The 17,072-nt window shown below is 57.8% G+C and carries 18 protein-coding genes; 9 read left to right on the top strand and 9 right to left on the bottom strand.

The genetic code is table 11. The annotated features are described in order from the left end of the window. Both tssB and tssA read right to left on the bottom strand, forming a co-directional pair. Positions 1-516, bottom strand: coding sequence for a type VI secretion system contractile sheath small subunit (tssB, locus tag ACR0L1_RS09890; protein ID WP_170356373.1), 516 nt, complete (start codon positions 514-516; stop codon positions 1-3). A gap of 67 nt (positions 517-583) precedes the next feature. Continuing rightward, the gene (tssA, locus tag ACR0L1_RS09885; protein WP_480858524.1) at positions 584-1,633 is read right to left on the bottom strand and encodes a type VI secretion system protein TssA; all 1,050 of its coding nucleotides are present in this window, start codon (positions 1,631-1,633) and stop codon (positions 584-586) included. Positions 1,634-2,030: 397 nt separating this feature from the next. Here tssA and ACR0L1_RS09880 point away from each other — a divergent pair, with 397 nt between their 5' ends. The 6 genes from ACR0L1_RS09880 (at position 2,031) to ACR0L1_RS09855 (ending at position 6,152) form a co-directional block, all read left to right on the top strand. Then, positions 2,031-2,447 carry a hypothetical protein gene (locus ACR0L1_RS09880; protein WP_480858522.1) on the top strand — a complete coding sequence of 139 codons (417 nt, stop codon included), beginning with the start codon at positions 2,031-2,033 and terminating at the stop codon, positions 2,445-2,447. A gap of 3 nt (positions 2,448-2,450) precedes the next feature. Further along, positions 2,451-3,071: a MotA/TolQ/ExbB proton channel family protein gene (locus ACR0L1_RS09875; protein WP_480858520.1), complete on the top strand. Its 621-nt coding sequence runs from the start codon at positions 2,451-2,453 to the stop codon at positions 3,069-3,071. Between the two features lie 10 nt (positions 3,072-3,081). Next, on the top strand, positions 3,082-3,510 hold the full coding sequence (locus tag ACR0L1_RS09870; protein ID WP_170783616.1) for an ExbD/TolR family protein: 429 nt from the start codon (positions 3,082-3,084) through the stop codon (positions 3,508-3,510). Continuing rightward, positions 3,507-3,917, top strand: coding sequence for an ExbD/TolR family protein (locus tag ACR0L1_RS09865; protein ID WP_170789064.1), 411 nt, complete (start codon positions 3,507-3,509; stop codon positions 3,915-3,917). The genes ACR0L1_RS09870 and ACR0L1_RS09865 overlap by 4 nt, the downstream gene beginning before the upstream one ends. Positions 3,918-3,946: 29 nt before the next feature. Continuing rightward, entirely contained in the window at positions 3,947-5,290 is a 1,344-nt protein-coding gene (locus ACR0L1_RS09860; RefSeq protein WP_480858518.1) for a DUF4384 domain-containing protein, read from the top strand. Between the two features lie 163 nt (positions 5,291-5,453). After that, entirely contained in the window at positions 5,454-6,152 is a 699-nt protein-coding gene (locus ACR0L1_RS09855) for a GntR family transcriptional regulator (RefSeq protein WP_170783621.1), read from the top strand. Positions 6,153-6,189: 37 nt separating this feature from the next. On the opposite strand, the gene ACR0L1_RS09850 is transcribed toward ACR0L1_RS09855, so the two are convergent. Next, on the bottom strand, positions 6,190-6,510 hold the full coding sequence (locus ACR0L1_RS09850; protein ID WP_480858515.1) for a hypothetical protein: 321 nt from the start codon (positions 6,508-6,510) through the stop codon (positions 6,190-6,192). Between the two features lie 168 nt (positions 6,511-6,678). Further along, complete coding sequence (locus tag ACR0L1_RS09845) at positions 6,679-7,947, bottom strand: hypothetical protein (protein ID WP_480858514.1); 1,269 nt, start codon at positions 7,945-7,947, stop codon at positions 6,679-6,681. A 261-nt stretch (positions 7,948-8,208) separates the two neighbouring features. Between ACR0L1_RS09845 and ACR0L1_RS09840 the strand changes: the two genes are divergently transcribed. Continuing rightward, on the top strand, positions 8,209-8,946 hold the full coding sequence (locus ACR0L1_RS09840) for a hypothetical protein (RefSeq protein ID WP_480504730.1): 738 nt from the start codon (positions 8,209-8,211) through the stop codon (positions 8,944-8,946). 10 nt (positions 8,947-8,956) lie between these two features. Here the strand turns inward: ACR0L1_RS09840 and ACR0L1_RS09835 are convergent, their stop codons facing one another. From ACR0L1_RS09835 to ACR0L1_RS09815, 5 genes are all read right to left on the bottom strand, one after another. After that, positions 8,957-9,865 (bottom strand): sigma-70 family RNA polymerase sigma factor, encoded by a 909-nt coding sequence (locus ACR0L1_RS09835; RefSeq protein WP_480858511.1) that lies wholly within the window; start codon positions 9,863-9,865, stop codon positions 8,957-8,959. Continuing rightward, positions 9,828-10,556: an SDR family oxidoreductase gene (locus ACR0L1_RS09830; protein ID WP_480504734.1), complete on the bottom strand. Its 729-nt coding sequence runs from the start codon at positions 10,554-10,556 to the stop codon at positions 9,828-9,830. The genes ACR0L1_RS09835 and ACR0L1_RS09830 overlap by 38 nt, the downstream gene beginning before the upstream one ends. Before the next feature lie 121 nt (positions 10,557-10,677). Continuing rightward, positions 10,678-11,433, bottom strand: a complete 756-nt coding sequence (locus ACR0L1_RS09825) for a hypothetical protein (protein WP_170775582.1) — start codon at positions 11,431-11,433, stop codon at positions 10,678-10,680. 138 nt (positions 11,434-11,571) lie between these two features. Further along, positions 11,572-12,276, bottom strand: a complete 705-nt coding sequence (locus ACR0L1_RS09820; RefSeq protein WP_170789046.1) for a response regulator — start codon at positions 12,274-12,276, stop codon at positions 11,572-11,574. Beyond that, complete coding sequence (locus tag ACR0L1_RS09815) at positions 12,273-14,936, bottom strand: PAS-domain containing protein (protein WP_480858510.1); 2,664 nt, start codon at positions 14,934-14,936, stop codon at positions 12,273-12,275. Before ACR0L1_RS09815 ends, ACR0L1_RS09820 begins: the two co-directional genes overlap by 4 nt. A 499-nt stretch (positions 14,937-15,435) precedes the next feature. Here ACR0L1_RS09815 and ACR0L1_RS09810 point away from each other — a divergent pair, with 499 nt between their 5' ends. Both ACR0L1_RS09810 and ACR0L1_RS09805 read left to right on the top strand, forming a co-directional pair. Next, positions 15,436-16,146, top strand: a complete 711-nt coding sequence (locus ACR0L1_RS09810; protein WP_480858508.1) for a GntR family transcriptional regulator — start codon at positions 15,436-15,438, stop codon at positions 16,144-16,146. Positions 16,147-16,154: 8 nt separating this feature from the next. Then, positions 16,155-17,072, top strand: coding sequence for a dihydrodipicolinate synthase family protein (locus ACR0L1_RS09805; RefSeq protein ID WP_480858506.1), 918 nt, complete (start codon positions 16,155-16,157; stop codon positions 17,070-17,072).

Here is a 17,072-nt window from a genome sequence, read left to right as displayed (position 1 = left end):
TTATTCCTCCTCGGCAGCGTCGCCGCCCGGTTTGGGCTGCGCAGCAAGTGTCTTCAGCAGGCTTGGGTCCTGCATGATTTTCGAGATCAGATCTTCGGCCCCGGTTTTCCCGTCCATATAGGTCATCAGGTTGGACAGCTGTGTGCGTGCATCCAGCAGCTCTTTCAGCGGTGCGACCTTGGCCGCGATGGCGGCGGGGCTGAAATCATCCATGCTTTCAAAAGTGATATCCACGGCCAGATTGCCCTCACCGGTCAGCGTGTTGGGCACGGTAAAGGCGGCACGCGGGGCCATAGACTTCATCCGGTCGTCGAAATTGTCGACGTCAATTTCCAGGAATTTCCGGTCGGCAACCGCAGGCTGTTCCACCTCGGACTTACCCGCCAGATCGCTCATGACGCCCATGACGAAGGGCAGCTGTACCTTTTTCTCGGCGCCGTAAAGCTCCACATCATATTCGATCTGAACCCTCGGAGCCCTGTTCCGGGCTATGAATTTTTGTGAACTGTCAGCCATCTGTTGCTCCTCGATTCATCCGTCAGTTTTTTGTGTCCATCCACGCCCCGGCCTTGCCGGAAGTGGATTAAAATCCATGGTCATCATCATCGGTTTTCAGGCCGCCAATCTGGCGCACTTCGTCCAGACCTTCCTTGGCCATATCCTCGATGATTGTAAGAAAGTCCGCGTTGACCAGACGCTTGGCTCGTTCCAGTAAAATCGGCAGCGGGCTGGAAGGCTCGCACCGCGCGTAGTAGTCCATGATGCGGTCCAGCATCCGGGTTACATCATCGGGCGAGTTGATCGCACCGCCACCCGCAGGGGCCACGCCACCGGCACCGCCCGCAACAGCCGGGGCTGCGGCGGGGGCACTTGTATCGGCCACATCTTCGGCGGCAACCTCGCCTACATCGGCATATTTTGCCAAGGCCTGTCGGATGCTTTTCAGCGCCTCGATCAGCGGGTCCAGATTGGGGCCTTCGCCCGGTGTCTTGTCCGTAAACACCGCATCAATCGCACCCACATCTTCCAGCGCAGCAGACACTGCCTCGGCATTGGCCGCCAAAACCTCGTCATCGGTATCCTTGAAGGCCGCCGCAACGCCGTTGGCATCCGGTATATCATCCAGATCGGCGGGCATGTTGATCCGGCCATCCACAACATCCAGATGGCGCAGGGTCATGCGCCCGAACATGCGGCTGTCGGTTAGACCGGTGCGCCGCAGCGCCCGCACCATCCGGTCGGTCGAGGCCAGACCACGCACCGCGTTGATCCGCATCGTGGCGTCGCCATCGTCTTCGTCCAACTCAGGGTGGCAAGTGTCCCAGAAATCCTCAAGCAGGGATTTCGCATAGTTCAGGGTCGTCGCAAACGCGGGCAGACCCTTGGTGTGCAACACGGCCTCGGCCAGATAGATTGCTGCGCGCAGATCGTGGCTTTGCTCCATGACCGCCAGCGCCTTGGTCTCGACTTCAGCCCAATCCTGTTCTTCGGCGGCGACCACCTCGTCACCCATCTGCCGTTCTTCACCGGGCTGCGCGGCTATTTCCAGATCGGTAAACGCCGGATCGTATTCCAGGTTTTCTCCGCTTGGCTGGTCTTCGCTTCTGGGCTCCAGATAAGACGATAAATTCATACTCTCCCCAATAACATCGCGGTTATTCACCACTTGTCTGTTTGTTGGCACCGCTTAACGTGATATCGTTGACGACCTAAATGAACTACTTCACAGGGCCACGACATTTTCTCACATTTCGCACATCATGCGCAGTCACTGTGATGAATCAGCCGCATACCCGGCGTAAAGTCAAACCTAATAAATACGTTTTTTTTGCGACATGACTTGGTCGCACCAGCGCCGAGGCGCGTTTTTTCTTATGTCTAACCAAGTTAGTTGTCTTGCACGGGAATTTTTTTCTTCTCGGCTGCGGGGTGTTGCTGCAATGATCAGACAGGCCCGGTCCGCGTCTCACCGGCAAACGGGCTTGCGAGTTTGGTCAACAAGACTGCCAGATCGGAAAATGGGGAGAAGAATGAAATCACGACTATTCGCGGCCATTGCGCTGTCGCTTGCCGCTGTCACCGCGCAGGCCGAGGACGGCAAGCTTTCCATCGAGCTGAACAAGTTCGAACCCGGCGAATCCGGCGGCTGCCGGGCCTTCTTTCTGTTTCGAAACCAGACCGGCAACAGTTTTGAAGCGTTCGAGATGTCGCTAGCCATCCTTGATACCAACGGGGTAATTAACCGGCTCTTGTCGATCGACGCAGCCCCCTTGCCGGTGCAACGGACGGTTTTGAAATTGTTCGAGATCCCCGAGATTGACTGTTCCGACATATCAGAGGTTCTGCTGCACGATCTGCCCGCCTGCAAACCGCAGAACGCGGACCCGGTCGATTGCTTCCCTTTGCTGGCGCTGGACAGCAAGACCTCTGCCAATCTGGCGCAATAAGCCATGCCGGGTTTGGAAAATCTGGGCACCGGAGGGCCCATCATCGCCATTCTCGGGCTGTTGTCCCTGCTCTCGCTGACGGTGATCGTCGTCAAAGTGATAAAGCTGGCCCCGGTGCGCGCGGGCGGACCGGCGCGGGATGCGGCCTTTGTTCAATGGTCGAGCGGCGACCGGCAGACCGCACAAAAGGCGGTTGCGGCGGGGAAATCCCCTGCCGATCGGGTTTGCGCCTATGCCATGCAGGCGCTGATTGACGGCTTTAAGGGCCCCGCTCTGATGGCCGAGCTAACCCGACGCGGCAATCTGGAATTTGCCGCCATGAACAGCTGGTTGCGTGTGTTGGAACTGATCGCCATGATCTCACCCCTGCTGGGGCTTTTGGGCACGGTCACCGGGATGATCCAATCGTTTCAGGAACTCGAACTGGCACAGGGTGCGGCCAACGCCTCGGTTCTGGCCGGAGGGATCTGGCAAGCATTGCTGACGACCGCTGCTGGGCTGGTTGTTGCCATTCCCGCTGCCATCGGAGCTTCGCTATTGTCGGGCCGGGCCGAAGCAGGCGCCCAATCCATCGAGAACGCAGTTGGCCGTCTGATGGTGCTGGAGGAGCGCGGCGCGCATTAGGATCATGGCGATGGACAGCGATCTCAGCCTGAACAGACGCAAGCCAACGGGGCCCTTGATCTCGTTGGTGCCAATGATTGACGTGATGCTGATTCTGCTGGTCTTTTTCATGGTGACATCGACCTATCTGAACCTCGACATGATCCCGGCGCTGGCGCAATCCGATCGGCCTGCGCAGGCATCGTCGGGTCAGGCGGGTTCGGAAACCTTTCTGGTTCGTATTGGTGGCGATGGGGCGCCCTATCATCGCGGGCAGGCTATGGCGCTGGACGCACTAGCCGATGAGATGACGGCGCGCCTGACAGCGAACCCTGCACTTCAGGTCATCATTCTGCCGACCGGTGGGGCCAAACTGCAAGCGCTTGTCTCGGTCATGGATACTGTCACCGGCGCCGGGGCGGTGAACATGCGCGTGGTCCGGCTTGAGGCGCGCCCATGAAGATCACCCGCCCCACCCCGCGCCGTCACCCCGAGACGATCATTGCCCTGATCGACGTTGTGTTCTTTCTGCTGGTCTTCTTCATGCTGATCGGTCGCATGGATGCCACCGCGCCCTTCGAAGTTTCACCACCCACAGCCCTGACCGGTGCGGACATGCCCGCAGGCGGCGTCACCCTGTCCGTTGCAGCCGATGGCACCATGGCACTGGACGGTGAGGCGATTGCGCCCGACCAGATCGATCCGCGTGTTCAGGCGTTGCTGGCGACGCAGCCGGACGTCCTGATCCGCATCAACGCCCATCGAGACGCCGCCCTGCGCGCGATCTTGCCTCGGATTGCGCGGTTCGAGGCGATGGGCGCGCGCGATGTGGTGCTGGTGGTGACGCCACCAGGGCCGGTGCGGTGATCCGGGGGCCGGTTATATGGGGGATCGGGTTGGTCAGCTCGGTCTTGCTGCATGTCGGCGGAGCGATCGCCCTTGTCTGGAGCGTTCAGCCTGACCCCGTAGCGGACCAGCCCGTCCCCGAAACCCGGATGCAGCTTTCGGCACATCAGGTGCAGCAAAGTCAGGCCATTGAAGCCCGACCAGAACCAGAGGCCGCACAGGCTCAGGACGCCACCGGAGCGCAACTGGGTCAAAGCGCAATCGCGCAGTCTTCTGCCACCGCCGCGCCCTTGCCACAGCAAGCCGTCGTGGCCGCCGAACCCGCGCCGCAGGCTCTAACGCCTCAGGATAGCGGTGCCACAGTGATTGCACAGACCACGGCCGAGGCCGCGCCGCTGCAAGCGGCTAAGGTTGCAGCGGTGCAACTGGTTTCGGCTGCGGTGTCAGCGCAGCCTGTCGCCCTGAACCTGCCTGCGGCGCAGGCGGCCCTGCTTGCGGCCCCCAAAGCGCAGAAGGCCCAACCTCTGCAACCTGAACCTGTCGCCCTGCCCCAGACCATCCCTGATGTTCCGCAAACCAGCGCGTCCGAGGTCTTTTCCACCTCTGGCGACGGCCCTATTGACCCTGTCTCACTGGCTGCGATCCAAAGCTTCATGCGACTTGAGGATGCCGGTGCCAGCGCGCAAGACCTGCGGGACGGGATAGACGGCCTGCTGGCGCAAGTGCCCTGCGCGCGGCTTCAGGTGCAGTTTCGGCCTGACAGCAATACTTTGGAAGTCATCGGTCATATCCCTGAGGATGGATTGCGCAACCCTGTCTTGACCGCCTTGCAAGCGCAGATGGGCAGCAACATTCGGGTGGATGACAACATTCGCATCCTGCCCCGCCCGCAATGCGGCGCGCTCAGCGGGATTGCCGATGTGGGACTGCCGCAGTCCACCGATCAGATCACCAATCCGCTGTTGATCGGACAGGATATCCACGCTCGCGACTTTCGCTATGTTGACGGCCAGCAACTAGTACTGGAGCTGACCGGTGCCGATTATGACGCCTATGTCTATGTCGATTATTTCGATGCCGAAGGACAGGTGATCCACCTCAGACCCAACACCTCCACCCCGATGGAGCTAACGCCCGCCAAGGCTCGGTTACAGGTCGGCGCGGCACAACAGGGTGACCCGGGCTTGTTCATCACCATCGGCCCTCCCTACGGTCAGGAAATCGCCGTCGCATTCGCCGCGTCCGAGCCGCTTTACCAGACAGAGCGGCCCTTGGTCGAACCCGCCGAAGGCTATCTGCAATTCCTCAAGACCCGCATTGCCGAAGTCCGTGCGGACAACCCGGATTTCAAAGGCGAGTGGGTCTATTTCTTTGTCACCACCGCAGCGCGGTAATGATGGGTAACCTGAGACAGAGGCGTTTCGCTGTCTCAACCATTTCCAAATGTTCCGGTGGATGCAAAAGTCCTGAATTCTGAAACATGGCCGGCAAAATGAAATGGAAAATTCTCGCCAAAATTTCTTGACCCCATGACGACCGCCCCATAGGGCATTTGGCATGGACATATCCCCTGACAGCACGTCATCAGCCGATATTTACGACACCCTGCGCGATGGGTTGATTTGGGGGCGTTGGAAATCCGGCCAGCGGCTGAAACCACAGCACTTGAAAGACGAATTCGGATGCTCGACCGCAGCATTGCGCGAAGCTTTGTTACGCCTGGCCGGTGAAGGGTTTGTCGAAAATGAAAAGAACCACGGATTTCGCGCCGTGGAACACTCAGATGAAACGTTCCAACAGGCGGCACACTTGCGAATGGTGTTGGAATGCGAAGCGGTTGAGCTGGCATTGAAACAGGGCGATTTCGAATGGGAGATGGCGCTGAACGCGGCACATCATAACCTCGACTATATCGAGGCGCGTATGGAGCAAGCAGAAGATGTCACACCGTTTGTCAAACGCTGGTCCCGGCAGGACTGGGTGTTTCACAGCACATTGTTGGGGGCGTGCAACTCTGATCTGCTGATGCGGATCTACAAATCGGTCTACGACACCTTCCGAATGTGCGCGGTGTCCCGAATTGAAGGGTTTGGCTTCTCTCAGTTGACACGCCGTGAACATCGGGCGATCTATGACGCCGCCATTGCCCGCGATCTACCGGAATGCATCGGCGCCATTCGGGCGCACTTGGCCTTGTACCGAGATGACAACCGCCCAATCGAAAGACCGGAACAGATGGAAAGAGACAAGGCTTGAACCTGATTTGGGTCCGGACAGGCAGTTCCAGGCCAAATCAGCTTCGATCAGAAAGAGAGGCGGGCACCGGCCTGTCAAAACATCCCAAAATCGCCATTCCGTTCAGAAAGAACGCGCGAAGATGCCCGCGTGTAAAGCATTTTGTTCCAGCCGAGAACCTGATATTTGCAAACCTGCACTCCAGATCCACTTCACTGGGTTTGGCAATCGGAACCGCCAGAATTTCGCCATCGGCAAGGCGATAGATCCGCGAGTTGATAATCACGTCCATGGTCCCCTCGAGGCATTCAAGGCGAAGGTCGCCGTCATCGCCCGGAGCCAGTTCAAGCTTTTCCTCCTGAACAGGTGTTTCAGCCAATATCGTACTATCCGCAACCGTTTGCGCGAACGCTTCACTAACCGGCAGTGCGCTGCAATTCACTGTAGACAAGACCGCTTACAAACCCTTCCAGAAACATGAGAGAGGGGGCGTTGTCATGATGTGATCCTGCAAGATAGCGACTTGGTTTGTGGGTTAAGTACGAAACTACTTACCGCTGATCCCGACCCGCTGACCATGAAGCGATTGCGGCATGATGGACAGGTCCTGCTGCACAACGAAAGGTTGGGCGTATTCCTGTTGCGCGACGGCGCCTTCCAACCAGAGACGAACTGATTTCTGAGTGCCCAGGCTGATCCGCATCCAGACCGGACGGGCGAAAATCCCGTCCAAGCGAACCAATACATTGTAGTGCGAGATGCGCGGGCCAGACTGGTTTTTGAAATGCAACTGTTCGATTGTGTGATCTGTAACAACGCCTTGAATAACGGCGCCGGACTGGATTGTATCGGGGAGCTGCGCAAAAACCTCGTCCGGTTGAAGTTGCGCAACCAATTTCGGATCATGAACCGAGGCGGCCAGAGCTATCATCGCGACTGTGCCGCTGACAACTGCGCCCAGAAACAAAGCCCTGTGATGGGTCCAAAGCCAGGCAAAGCCATCTTCCAGGGGTCGGCCCGAGCTATCACCCAAATCCCCTTGATAGTCGACAGACCAGCCAATCAGCCCAATAAAGAACAGCCCGAGGATCACCAAGGTCAGGCAGTGCATTAGACCCGCCTTTATCGCTGCGGCTGTGGTGAAGGATTGCCAGCCCAAGGTATCCTCGGCCCGTTGGCCGAACCGCAGGGTTTTCTCCCATCGCAGATCGGAAAAACGGTCGGTGAACACGTCGTTGTCATCGTGGACGGCGCTGGACGTCGCGACAATCTCGCCCGCGGGATAGAGCCGGAACACCTCGTTGTGCAAATCATGGCCAACCACGACCGAGCGTTCCGGTTGACCAAAGTACCGGGCATGGATGGTGACAAGCGAGGTTGATGCAAGTAAGGCGTGCAGAAACAGCACAAAGACAAAAAGCGCGCCCAGCACCCAATGAAACCCGGTGCCCTCGAACCATGAAATCGCAATTAGGATACCGGAAACCCCAACCGTAAAGCGACAGAACAGATCAAACAGGCCCAGCATCGCGACAACGGCAAGCAGCAACACCCAGTGATTTTGCTCTGAGTATCGCGGCGCATCAGGAAAAGCCGGGGGCACCGGCGCGACAGCCATGGGTGAAAAAAAATACTGATAGCCCGCCAAAAGAATGGACAGTAACAGAAACAACGCGCCCAGCACCCCGGCGGCGAACGGTATCATGCCGCTCATACCGTCAAAGTTTTGTTGCCCAGCCTGCGTATAGAATCCCCAGAAGGCGAAGGTCGTGCCACCGACCCCCATCGCGAAAAGGACGAAATTCGTCGCGCTCATATGACCTGCTCCATGCTAGCCGCGAGGGCAAAACAGCCCATCTTCGCGTGATGAGGGGATGCTGAACGCGCTGTGTATCATCCGCATGCCGCGGAGTGTATCAATTGTAATTCCACCACTTTTTCGGGTTCTCCGGGCTGCATCTGACCCAAGCGACAGTGATACATTTGATACGGGGCGCAACCTACTACAGACACACGGCACGGGCAGCATGGACGAAAAGCCGGCACTCTATTCTGCGAAAATTTGACAGGAGAGATGATGTTTCCTTGGAAACCAGCCCTTTTTGCGGCTGCTATTACGGCCCATCCAGCCCAAAGCTGTAATCTAAAACACGTCCTTGAATTCAGCATCGAAGACGGCCACGCGATTATCTTTCTGAATGACGTGTACTACCGCAAATTCGTAGGTCCAGATGAAAACGTTCTGGGCTTTGCCGAATGGAACATTCAAGGCGAAAATCGGGTTCACATCCGATTTGAAGGTGATCAGAGCGCGATGTTTCAGATCAGGTCCGCCTGTGCCGGGGGTTTTGAAAATCAGGCGGCGTCTTCCAAGGCTGACCTGTCTGGCGGGGGCGAAGTGGCATTCTCGGTTCATTTGACGAAACCCGGCAATCCTCTATTCGAAGCGTTGGAACCCGGCGACCCTGACGGGCTGGCTGCGGCCTATGACGCGTTTCGCGACACAGTCCTTGCGCGGGATGCGCAAGCCGTACTGAGCGCGTTGCAACTTGTCATAGACAGGAGTGTCGAAGGCGGGTTGGATCGGGATGCCCTTGTTGCTCATCTGATCCATGCCGTGACAGAAGGTATCTTTGACTTGCCCGAAAACAGTACCTTTTATCCCGCCGCTGAAGGCAGGATCTTCCAACGCCTGACCGATGGGTACGATGTGGCGTTGACGTCCCGTTACAAGTACGATGGCAGCGCCTGGACACAGCCCCTTGGCACCTATTGGGCCAGGATCGACGGCGAATGGTCTATCATCCTGAACTGAGACAATCAGGTTATACCCGCCGCCAGTGAACATCCTGCATCACGTAACGCGCATAGCGAAAGTCCTGAATGCGCAGCAGTTTTTGGTCCGAAAAGGTCAGGCGAATGACATAGACCGGGGCAATGCCGGGTTTTTCACGGTCAAAGACCAACACCGTAGGCGTCCCGTCCACATGGCCGGGCACCATCATCCAATCCGCCACCTTCGCGTAGTTTGAGTAATACCCGCCCACCGCCTCAGCGCCGGTGCGGTGTTCGATGCTGACGACATCCAGCGCCACCTCCTCCGCCAGCATGGCGCGGATCGTATCAAAGTCATGTGCGTTGAAGCAGGCAGTGTATCGCGCCAAAAGCACTTTGTCAGTGTCGTTCAGATCGCCCAGTTGCTCCGATGGCGCGGATCTCAGCGCCGCGCGTCCACGTTTGAGCGTCGACTTGACCGCGTCGATGCTGGAATCCGAGATATCGGCCACCTCGCTAGCGCTGTATCCCAACACGTCAAACAGGATGACAGCGCTGCGCTGTCTAGGCGTCAGCGCCATCAAAGGGCGCAACGTATCCGCCGTCCCGCCCGAAACCGGCAAAGTTTGTGTGACCTCTTCGAAATGACTCAGGCGGGATTTCATGGCCTGCTCCGACTTTCGGGCGCGGATAGCGTTGAGCGCGGTGTTCCGAGCGATCCGAAACATCCATGCACGGGGGTTTTCGACCCGAGCCCCCGTCTCAATGGCGCGCAGCGCGGCAAGCATTGTGTCTTGCAGCACGTCCTCGCCATCAAAGACGGATCCCATCATACGCGACAGAAAGCGATGCAGATCAGGACGCAGTGTCGTCAGTGCAGCGGTCAAGGCGGCATTGGTCGTTGGCAAATCAGGCTTCATGTCACCCCAAGTTTTCCACGCCCGCGCCGTCAATGCCATAGGCCCCGGCTTTGGGATGGGCGACCAAGGTGCACATATGCGCAGAAATCGCCTCGGGTGTCAGGGGGGTGTCCCATTGGCGCATGAAGCTGGCCGCATCGCCGCCGCGCATCTGCCCATAAGCTCTCGCTGCCTCTTGCGCGATGGCGGTGCCCGCGATCAACTGTTTGGGGTAGATCGTGGCGAAGGTCAGACCGAGCCCGCGTTTGTCTGCTTCCATCTGCGCGTAGTTCATCACGAAATGCTGCATACGTTTTGCCCCCGCGTACCCCCCGGACAAGGGCGATCCGTTCAGGGCTGCGCCGCTGGCAAAGGTGAGGACAGTACCGCCTTGAGGTATGGCACCGTTCAACGCGGCCTGTGCCAGATCGAAGGTTATCTTGGTGTCGTTGAACCACGGCGCACAGAAATCCGACCAGTCATAGCTGCTGATCGGCCCCATCTGCGGTTTGATCCCACCGATATGCAGAACCGTGTCGGGACCGTGTTTTCCAAGCAGATCAGATACCGCGCCATCCTCGGAGGCATCCATGACTTCGGGCGTGATGTTGTCTGTTTCCGCGCATAAACTGTCCAGATCCACAGCCGAGCGTGATACCGCAACAACGTTTCGCCCCTTTTTGGCTAGCGCGGTCGCCGTTGCGCGCCCGACGCCCCGCCCGGCCCCAAGGATCAGTGTTTTTCCGACCATTTCAAATACCCCTTATGGTGTCAGTTCACTGGATAAGACACGGGAGAAGGGCAAAACGGGGCGCTGGGGTTTCAATTTTTGGGATGTGCTGCATTGCGCCCGCAGGCGCGACACCCTCCGCTCAGGGTTCCAGAATGGCCCATGCTCCGTCGACAAAGATCCACAACGTACCACTTGACCACCCATGGGTGCCGTCAGAATGCGTCCGGGTAATGGACACGGGCGGTTCACCCCGTGGGCCAACCACCTGCCAGGCTTGACCGTCCAGAACAGCTTTCATCTCAAGCTCGTCCTGAATGTGCAGCTCGCCTTCGGCAATCATACCGCCGACATGCGCATTGATCCGTTCCAGCGGCGCGCCGTTGGCCACCATGTTGGCAAGCAGAGGCCCATGCAAAGCAAACACCGCGTCGCTATTGCGGCTGCGAATGGCATCCTGCAGTGATTGCACGGCGGCCATCAGACCAGAGCCGTCGGTTCTTTCCACGCCGGGATAAATTGCGGTGTCCTGCACTTCGGTGTCAAATTGCAGCGTCTTGGTCGCCGTGCTGTCAAAGCTAACCTGCGCAATCGGGGTTTCATCTGGAAGGCCGCCCTTGCAGCTTTTGTGGACGCTGTAGCGCGCCGTGCTGTTTGCATCACGGGCCGTGAACGCAATCGAAACCTCGTTGATGCCGGCCACCAGCCCTTTGCTGAGCCGCGCGAAACCGCTTGAATGGTCGCCTTTGTCGATTAGGACATCATTCAAATGCACGCTATGCTCACCCTGCCCGTCGATCGAGTAGCGTAGGGAATGTTCAATGTCGCACGCGTTTGCCTGCGCGGCGATACCGGTCGACATACAGGCTGTCAGGATGGCGGGTTTAACAAGACGCATAGGGTTTCTCCGATACAAAAAGGTTGTCATAGCCCCTTATCCGCCCCGTCTGTCTCAGCAGGATGTTGCGGTTTGTCTCATTTGTATCAATGGGTTGACGTTTTATCAGCGGGTGTGGTTCATCATGGCCCCAGCGCTCTAGCTGAAGACATATCCAATGCCGCGCACGGTTCGGATCGCCTCGGGCTTTGTCGGGTTGTGTTCGATCTTGCGCCTGATCCGAGAGATACGCAGGTCGATGGAGCGGTCGAAAGGCTCCCACCCGCGATCATGGGCCTGTTCCAGCAGCTGGTCACGGTTCAGCACACGCCCGCGGTTTTCTGCAAAAACCCGCAACAGGCTGAATTCCATCGCGGTGATCGGGATTTCCTGCCCATCGGCACCAAAAAGCCGAGCCTGATCCAGATCGAGGCGGCAGGTTCCAAAAGGTACTGTGCCCGACAACCTGTTCAGCGATTCCTGCTTGTCAGTCTGAAATTTGTTCCGCCGAAGGGCGGCGTTGACGCGGGCCTGCAATTCGCGCAGATCCACTGGCTTCACCAGATAGTCATCGGCCCCGAACTCCAGTCCCAGCACCTTGTCCACCACATCCCCTGCCGCCGTCAGCATCATCACCGGAACGGTCGAGGTTTCGCGGATTTCGCGCAAAGCGGTCAGGCCATCCTTGCCTGGCATACGAATATCCAGAACGATCAGATCGGGCTCTCCGGCCTCCAGCAGTTCGGCCAGTTCCTGTGCATTGGCTGCCTGATCCACGGTATATCCACATTCACTGAGATGGTCGTGCAACATGCGACGCAGGGGGGCTTCGTCATCGCAAATAGCAATTCGAGGGGCGGTCATTTCGTGGAGTCTCCGATCAAGGATGTCAGCAGGGACAGCAACTCATCTTGCATAATGGGTTTTTCGATATGGGGGCGTTTCGAGGTTTTGAAAAAGGTTGTGACCTGCGTACTCATCGCGTCACCGGTGATAAATCCGGTTCGGGCGGCATTTTCCGGGGCAACAGCCCGCAGAGCACGAAAGAAAGTATCACCGCTCATCTGAGGCATCTTGAAATCGCTCAGCACCGCATCGAATTGTTGTGCCTCGGCCAACTTCAGTGCAGCAGTCGGATCGGTGGACATGGTCACTGTATATCCCGCCTCGGTCAGCAAATCGGTGATCAGCCGCGCGACGCCCTCTTCGTCATCCACCACCAGAACCGAGCGGCTGGACGGGTGTTCAACCTCGGGACCAGTCAGAAGAACGCTGTCATCCTCCGATGCCAACAGGCGAACGGTGAATGTGGCCCCCTGCCCCACGGTCGAGGCCACGGTCAAAGTGCCATCGTGGCTTTCAACGATCCGGTGGCTGAAGGCCAGGCCAATCCCGGTTCCTTCGCCGACATCCTTTGTGGTGAAGAAGGGCTCAAAAATGCGTGGCTGGATGTCCTTGGGGATGCCGTTGCCATTGTCCGAAATGTCGATCTGCACCTGCCCGCCTTCATGCCGGGTTCGAACCGTGATCTTCCCGCGCGCGCCCTTATTGCGCACCGCATGTCCTGCGTTGACGATCAGGTTGCTAAACACCTGTGCCAGCTGGTCGAAATCCCCCGTAACATGGGGATCTGATCCGTCCAGATCGACAACCACTTCGGTTCCGTTGGATTTCAAGGAATAGCTTGAGACCTCAAGCGCCGTTTCCAAGATGTCATTGACCGGGCAGGGTTCCATGCTAGTCGGACGTTGCCGTGCCATGGCCAGGAAAGTACGCACGATCTTGGCCGCCCGTTCCGAAGACTGGCAGATGAGGTCGACACGTTCCGACAAGACCGGGTCGTTGATTTTGCCTTGCAGCATCTGAGAATAGCCGAAAACAACAGATAAAGGGTTGTTCAGCTCATGCGCGACCCCAGCCAGAAGCTCGCCCAAAGCCGAAAGTTTCTCGTTCTGATGCGCGATCTCGCGCTGTTGCTCCAGTTCAGCTTCCAGCTTTTGCTGTTCGGTAATGTCACGCACAAACAGCAGCGCACCACCGTAGGAGGTCAGGTGCGATGAACCCATGATGTGCCGGCCGTTGGCGAACTTCACATGCGCCCGTTTGCCGTGCTGGGACATCTCGGACATCATCCACTGCATGTATTCCTCGCCCGACATGCCGCCCATGTCGTAGTGCCCCATGGCGATAAGGGCGGCGAGGTTTTCAACGACACTGTCTCCGACCTCGGGGATCATGTGCTCAGCCCCTTCGAAATTCATCTTTTTCCAGGCGTCATTGCCAAAGACGTAATTCATGTCCCCGTCGCACAGCACCATGCCTTCATCCAGCGCCTGAAAAGCGTCCAGCAGCATATCCCGCGCTTCCTTCAGCGAGGTCGTGTCTGTCATCACCAAAATGGTCTCGCCCCGTGTGGTCGAGGCACGTTCGGCCAGGATGTGGCGCCCGTCCCTGAATTTCATCTCAACAGGGATGAACTGTTCGCTATGGGCGCGCATGATCGAGCGTTGGGCGCTTAGCGGGAAGCCGTCGCAAGGAACGTCGTTCAGGGCCTCGAGCTTGTCATACAATTGGGCGATGCGATCCGCCCGCGATAGCGACTTCAATTCGTCGCCCGAAATACCGTAGAAACGGCTAAACGCGTCGTTGCAATGGGTCAGGCGATGGTTTGCATCTTCGACCGCGACGCCCACGGGCAGGTTTTCGATGACGTCTTCCAGAAGGTTTTCCACCCGCGCCTGATCGGTGCGATCGCGGTAAACCAGCAGGTACCCGCCCTGATCGGTCTTGTGCGACGAGGCCAACAGTTCACGCCCGTCAGACAGCCGGATTTCGCGGTATTTGGCCCCGTTTCGCACGTTTTCAACCGCCAGCCGCGCACGGTCTTCTGGGTCGACGCCGTCCTCCAGAACCCAGAATCCATCCAGCGCGAGACGGCGCCAGATCGCCTCAAACGACTGGCCTGGTTCGAAACGGTTGCCATCTCTTTGAAAGAACTCAGAGGCGCGGGTGTTGAAGACCTCAAGATTCATGTCGCTGTCGAACAACATGATCCCGTCATCCAAGGCGTCCACCGCTTCACGCAACATGTTCCGCGCGCGTTCGGCGGCCTCCATCGTATCGCGGGGTGTTACCTCGGTCGTCGAGACCAGATATCCGCCAATTTGGGCGCGTTTGGCTGAAGCCTGAAATTGTCGCCCGTCCCGCAATTTCCATGCCATACCCTGCTCGCAAGATGTAATGGCTCTTCGCAGATCGGCCTTGAGCCCTACTTCTTCCAAACCATCCGGGGTTTGGAAATGATCCAGAGACCAGTTCTCGAATGGTATCTTGTCCACTTTCCCGCTATACCGAGATGCAGTTTCACCACCGAACGCGATATCCGCAAAGCTCTCGTTAACCAGAACAAAATTCAGATCTTCATCCAACAGCGCCATACCGCAGGCGACGCCGGAAAACGCATCTTCCAGCAAGGCAATGGCCGCATCGGCGTCAAGTTCGGAGCGTAGGGCAAAATCTTCCAAAACCACCGTCCTTTGCGAGCGTTCGACTGGCGAACAGGTTAAAGAACCATGACAGTTTTTCCATTTGATGTCGCTATTTGTATCAATTGTATCCATGCATGAACCCAAACCGACGGCGTTGAATTGGACAGAATTTAAACCTGTTTGATCGCCCCGCATTGAGCAGACAATCCAAGATCGAATTCGGATGTCATGATTGTTCTGTTTCTATGTCTCAGGGGGATGTCGGGTCATGTCTCAATTGTATGTCCGGACTTTACCCTCTCGAACGGCCAGTGTTGCACCCCGCAGGGTGCGCATCGCGCGCCACGCCTGCCCCATGGCCTCGCCGACCAATCACAGGGCCTACACCTGGACCTTCGAGCAAAAATTATGTGCGGATGATAAAATATTTTAATTGTATACAACTTGCATTTTAAGATATCTGGCCGAGAGACAACCCCCATTGTCGCGATTCTGATTTCACAGATCGCAGGGGCGCGCGATGAGAGGACCTGAGATGAAAGATGCATCCCGGCGCAAGAAAACGCAGCTCTATGAGCATTTGAAAACAGCGGTGATGACGCTTGCACTGACGCCAGGGGAAGATTTGGACGAAGCCACGTTGTCAGAAGAGTTCGACTTGTCCCGCACGCCCTTGCGTGAAGTGTTCCGACTGTTAGCGGGCGAAGGGTATCTGGAGCTTCGCGAAAACCGCGGTGCGCGGGTAACCGGGATGTCGTACACGACCCTGCGTGATTTCTTTCTGGCCGCACCAATGATTTATGGGGCAATTCTGCGCCTTGCGGCAAAGAATGCCACAACTGCTCAACTTGCCGATTTGAAAGCCGCACAGGAAGACTTCAAGAGGGCATTGCGCTCGGGGTCGGGTGCGGACCGGGCAATGGCCAACAACCTGTTCCACGAGATTACCGGCACCATGGCAGATAACACCTATCTGTTGCCGTCCTTCAAGCGACTGCTGATTGACCACGCCAGAATTGGCATGACCTTTTATCAGCCGCAGGACCAACACATGGCCGAAAACCTATCAGTCGCCAGCAGTCAGCACGATGCCATCATCGCCGCCATCGAGGCGGGCGATGAGGCGGCTGCCGCGCAGCTGGCCATCGACCATTGGAACCTGTCCCGCGACCAGATCGAGCTGTTCGTCACGCCCGCAGGGCTTGATGTACCGCTTGGATCTTTTGCGCGCAAAACCCCTGCATGAGGATGTAAATGACACCCCTGTTCAAATTTGAAGGGATCTACACGCCCGTCGTGACCCCATATCACGAGGATGGCAGCGTCAACTGGGACGCGCTGTCGGATGTGATCGAAAATCTCATCGAAAACGGTGTGCATGGCCTGATCTCGGGCGGGTCCACCGGCGAGAACTATACGCAGCCGGTGGCCGAGCGCCTGGAGCTGGCGAAGTTCACCCATGAACGATTGAATGGCCGCCTGCCGCTGGTCGTCGGCACCGGTGCGATGATGACGCCGGATTCCATTGCGCTGGCGACAGGCGCGCGTGAGATTGGCGCAGATGCGATCCTGCTGGCCAGCCCGGCCTATTCGGTGCCCACCGACCGGGAAAACGCGCTGAACGCGCTGACCATCGACAAGGCGGCCGATCTGCCGGTGATGCTGTACAATTATCCGCACCGAACCGGCACCATGATGGGCGAAGAGTTTCTGGATCGCGTGGGTCGCAGCCGCAACTTCTGCGGCATCAAGGAAAGCTCGGGCGATATCAACCGGGTACACCTGCTGGCGCGTGACTATCCGCATATCCAGCTGGGCTGCGGCATGGACGATCAGGCGCTGGAATTCTTTGCCTGGGGCGCGCCGTTCTGGGTCTGTGGTGGGTCGAACTTCCTGCCAGCGGAACATGTGGCGCTGTACAATGCCTGCGTGGTCGAGGGGAACTTTGACAAAGGCCGCCGCATCATGTCGGCCATGCTGCCGCTGATGCATGTGCTGGAACAGGGTGGAAAGTTCATCCAGACCATCAAGCACGGCGTCACCATGAACGGTATCGACGCGGGCATCATGCGCCCGCCGCTGAAGGGTCTGAACAAGGATGACAAACGCGCGCTGGAACAGGTCACGCGCGTGTTGAAACGCAAAATCGCTGACATCGTGGCGGAGGGATAA

It is taken from the genome of Ruegeria sp. J8 (genome assembly GCF_056531925.1).
This window is presented reverse-complemented; position numbering and strand designations above follow the sequence as displayed.